The following is a 4,319-nucleotide window of genomic DNA, read 5'->3' on the forward strand; positions in this document are numbered from 1 at the left end:
ATACTATAATTATAGATTAACGTTATTACTAAATTTCTTATTTCTTATTTCTTATTTCTTATTTCTTATTTCTTATTTCTTATATGAATTTTTTTTAAAAAAATAAAACATCCCCATAGTATACCAATCCATAATGGCATAATAATAACAGAAATTCGGATTTCATCGGTCATTATGATGATAAATAAAATTAATGATAAAAAAATTAAACATAAATAGTTGTCAAACGGATACCAAATTGATTTGAATTTTGACTTAATTCTTTCTTCATTTTTAATTTTTCTAAATTTCAGGTGTGAAATACAGATCATGAACCAATTAATAACTAATGTTGTTACGACTAATGACATCAGGATTTCAAATGCTGTATTAGGTAGAATATAATTAAGTAAAATTCCTATGGATGTTATTAATGCAGAGAATGCTATTGATATAATAGGGGAGTTGTATCTATTTGTTTTGGAAAATAATTTAGGCGCATTACCTTGTTTTGCTAATCCATACAATATCCTACTATTACAATATACACCGTTGTTATAAACTGATAAAGCAGCGATTAATACAACGATATTTAATATATTTGATATCCAGAAACTATTCAGATCGTAAAAAATAAGAACAAATGGGCTAACTCCATCTATGATATTTTTCCATGGATATAATGAGAGAAGTATGAATAGTGATAAGATATAAAATAAAATAATGCGATAAATAATTTGTTTGATTGCTTTAGGTATGGTGATTTGTGGATTTTGGGCTTCAGCTGCTGTGACCCCTATTCCTTCTAATCCGCCAAATGAAAACATGATAATAGCCATTGACATAAACAATCCACTAAATCCATTTGGCATAAAACCACCATGTTGCCACAAGTTCGCCAATATTGTTTGATTTTCTCCTTTTTCGCTTATTAATAAATATAATCCGAATAGTATCACACAGACAATTGCAAAAATTTTGATGAGTGAGAACCAACATTCCATCTCACCATATAGACGAACATTTGCAATATTAATAAGATTAATAAAAAAAAAGGCGATTGCGGCAGGAACCCAGGTTGGTAAATCTGGCCACCAATATTGAATGTATATTCCTATAGCTGTTAATTCAGTCATACCGACAAGTATAAACATAATCCAATAATTCCAACCAGATAAAAAACCAGCAAAATTACCCCAATATTTATTTGCAAAGTAACTAAATGATCCCGCGACTGGCTCTGCAACAATCATTTCGCCTAACTGCCGCATGATGATAAAGGCAAAAAAACCTGCAATAGCGTATCCTAATAATACAGCAGGCCCTGCTATCTTGATAGTTTGTCCAACGCCTAAGAATAAACCTGTTCCTATGGAGCCACCAAGTGCAATAAGTTGTATGTGTCTGTTTTTTAAACTTCGATTCAGCATTGATTTTTGCACACCTTTTACCATATTATTCTTTTTCTGCAATGTTTATTTATTGCATGTATAAATACTTCTGTGTTAATAACGTTAGTATTTTAAATAATTAAAACCTTGATGAGAAGAATAAATACATGAGGTAATTCTTTCTATTTTACTTTTCGACATGGCAGCAAAATTGACTCTTCCACCTTTCACAATATAAATGCAATGTTCTTCTCTTAATATATCAATGACATGATCTTTCCATCCAAAAGATGAAAACATTCCTTTATGTTTCAATATAAAAGATATGTCGTCAGAATACCTGGTTGTTGCTAATGAGTTATGAAATAACACTCTGTTTTCTTTAATTCTTTTTCTCATTTCGCTCAATTCTGACTCCCATAATTTTCTTAATGAATAATCATTAAGAATCAGGGATACTATTTTGGCACCATGATTTGGAGGCATAGCATAAGAATTTAATACTAAGTTTGTCATATGTTTTCTAACATATTGAACAGAATAATAATGTTTACAAACGATAATTGCAGCACCAATTCGCTCAGCATATAAGCCAAAGTTTTTAGAGCAAGAAGTTGTTATAAAAACTTCGTCAAATTGGTTGAGTATAATATTCAATCCAGCAGCGTCCTCCTCTAATCCATCACCTAACCCCTGATACGCAATATCAATGAATGGGATTAATCCCTTACGAATCATAAAATCAGATAAAATTGACCACTGTTTTATGCTTAAATCCGCGCCTGTAGGATTATGACAACAGCCATGTAATAAAATAATATCTCCTCGTTTTGCTAACATAAGTGAAGAAATAATGGCATCAACATCAGCCATTTTTGTTTCAGTATTAATATAGTTATAGTGAGTTACTTTCAACCCTGCATCATTCAAAATAGGATAGTGATTGGCATAACTAGGATTGCTAATCCATACTGTAGTGGAAGGGTTTATTGAGTAGATATAATCTGAAATAAGTCTGAGTGCACCACTTCCACCTGTCGTTTGTATAATTGCTGAGCGCAATCTGACTGATGATTTTTTTATAAGTAATTTGATTATTGCCTGATTGAACTCTTCGTTACCATTAAGGCCTTGATAGACTTTTGTATTTTGATTTTGTATAACTTTTTTTTCTGCTAATTCAACAGCTTTCATTAATGGAGTTATATCGTGGTCATTTTTAAATACACCGACTCCAAGATCTATTTTGTTTGATCTTTTGTCATGACGAAACATTTCATTAAGAGCAAAAATTGGATCACTTTTTCCAGATAACATATTAGTATACATTATTAAACCCGATATTTATTTTTTGATTATATGGATAGCTTCTACAAGCTGGTTTATATCTTTTAGTTGAAGGCTTGCTAAACTAAGTCTTCCGTTTGGTAAAATGTATATTCCGAATTCTTTCGCTAGTGTATTTATTTCCTCCTCCGTAAGATTTAAATTTAAGAACATTCCATGACTTTTAGGATTAGTGACTATGTGAAAAAGTTCATAACGTTTTAATACATCTAATAGTGAGTTTTTCCTTTTTAAAAGAGTTTCTCTGAGTACAGAAATTTCTTTATGCCATAATTGAGATAAATCATTTGATGATATAACTTCAGAAATTTCTTGTGCTAATTTTTGTGGAGGCATTGAATAAGTAGAACGAACTATTTTTTTTGTTAATAATTCAAATTGTTCTCGATATTTATTTGAACGGGAAAAAAAGGACAACGCACCTATTCTTTCACCATATAATCCCATGTTTTTAGAAAAAGAATTAACGACGAAGAAGTGTTCTAATTCGTTAAATAATGGCAAAAAGATAGACTTATCTTTTTCAATACCATTTTTTAGTCCAAAATAAGCAAAATCAATAACCAAATGTGCTCCGAGATGTTTAACATGTTTAGCTAATTCTTTCCATTGCTTAATATCTAGATCAACACCTAGGGGATTGTGACAACAACCTTGTAAAACTAGAATATCACCACATTTTATTGTGCTAATATCTTGTATCAGTTTATCCATTTCTAACTCACCATGATTATCTAACTGATATCTATATCGAGATATTTCAAGATTTGTATTCTTTGCAATTTCAAGGTGATTACTCCATGTAGGTGTACTAAACCATACACGGTTACTATGAGTAAATCGTTGAAAAAGTGTAAATATAAGCCATAATCCGCCTGATGCACCAATAGTTTGGACAACTGAGAAGTTATATGCTTGTGATGCTTGAGTTTTTAATAATGATTTAATGGCTTCTCTAAAAGATTCTTCCCCAAGGATATTAAAACCTACTTTTGATTTATTTTTTCTTGTTTTCCCTAATACAGTAAATCCAGTATTTTTTGTAATTTCACTCTCAAAATAACCTATACATAAATTTAATTTTTCAGGGCGAGAGTCGGCCAGAAATTGAGCGGAAACAATAGAGATAGGATCAAATACAGTTTTTTCGTGAGCTTCGAACATATTTATGCCTTAATGTTACCATTAATAAAAGATAAAATTTAACTCTTATTTATAATTAATCGATTATTTCTAAAGCAGAATTTGCAATTGAATCAGCATCAATCATAAAATCGATCCAATGAGATGGGCGACTACTACCTGATTGCATAAACCAACGGGTATGCTCTGTTGGAATGCCTAATACAAACAAATTACGATGAATCTCATTATCGGCACCAATAGGGTGAAATGGTGAGGTTGTGACATTAACACCTCCAGTAACAAAGGTTAAATTATTATCACCGTGATTTACGAAGGGAGAGAGGATCCCTTTATTAAACAGATTTTTTATTAAAGGATTTTTATCAGTCTGTAGCGAAACTGTTGGTATTCTGGCATCAATTAAAGTTGTCACAGGTTGTTGATAGTGATTTACTGCATCAGAGCATAGTATATATG

The 4,319-nt window shown here is 31.0% G+C and carries 4 protein-coding genes; all 4 read right to left on the reverse strand.

The genetic code is table 11. The features are described 5' to 3' along the window. Positions 1 to 65 precede the first annotated feature (65 nt). On the reverse strand, positions 66 to 1,433 hold the full coding sequence (locus AACX68_RS05485; protein WP_228860781.1) for an amino acid permease: 1,368 nt from the start codon (positions 1,431 to 1,433) through the stop codon (positions 66 to 68). 60 nt (positions 1,434 to 1,493) lie between these two features. Next, positions 1,494 to 2,699 (reverse strand): amino acid aminotransferase, encoded by a 1,206-nt coding sequence (locus AACX68_RS05490; protein ID WP_228860782.1) that lies wholly within the window; start codon positions 2,697 to 2,699, stop codon positions 1,494 to 1,496. Between the two features lie 15 nt (positions 2,700 to 2,714). Beyond that, entirely contained in the window at positions 2,715 to 3,881 is a 1,167-nt protein-coding gene (locus tag AACX68_RS05495; protein WP_228860783.1) for an aminotransferase class I/II-fold pyridoxal phosphate-dependent enzyme, read from the reverse strand. Positions 3,882 to 3,936: 55 nt separating this feature from the next. Then, a partial coding sequence (locus tag AACX68_RS05500; protein WP_228860784.1) for a hypothetical protein occupies positions 3,937 to 4,319 on the reverse strand: 383 nt, incomplete at its 5' end.

Source organism: Xenorhabdus sp. PB61.4, assembly GCF_963894935.1.
Classification (GTDB): Bacteria; Pseudomonadota; Gammaproteobacteria; order Enterobacterales; family Enterobacteriaceae; genus Xenorhabdus; species Xenorhabdus stockiae.

Excerpts from the sequence above, each read along its gene's own strand:
- AACX68_RS05485 (WP_228860781.1), bottom strand. The coding sequence starts at position 1,433 with ATGGTAAAAGGTGTGCAAAAATCAATGCTGAATCGAAGTTTAAAAAAC.
- AACX68_RS05490 (WP_228860782.1), bottom strand. The coding sequence starts at position 2,699 with ATGTATACTAATATGTTATCTGGAAAAAGTGATCCAATTTTTGCTCTT.
- AACX68_RS05495 (WP_228860783.1), bottom strand. The coding sequence starts at position 3,881 with ATGTTCGAAGCTCACGAAAAAACTGTATTTGATCCTATCTCTATTGTT.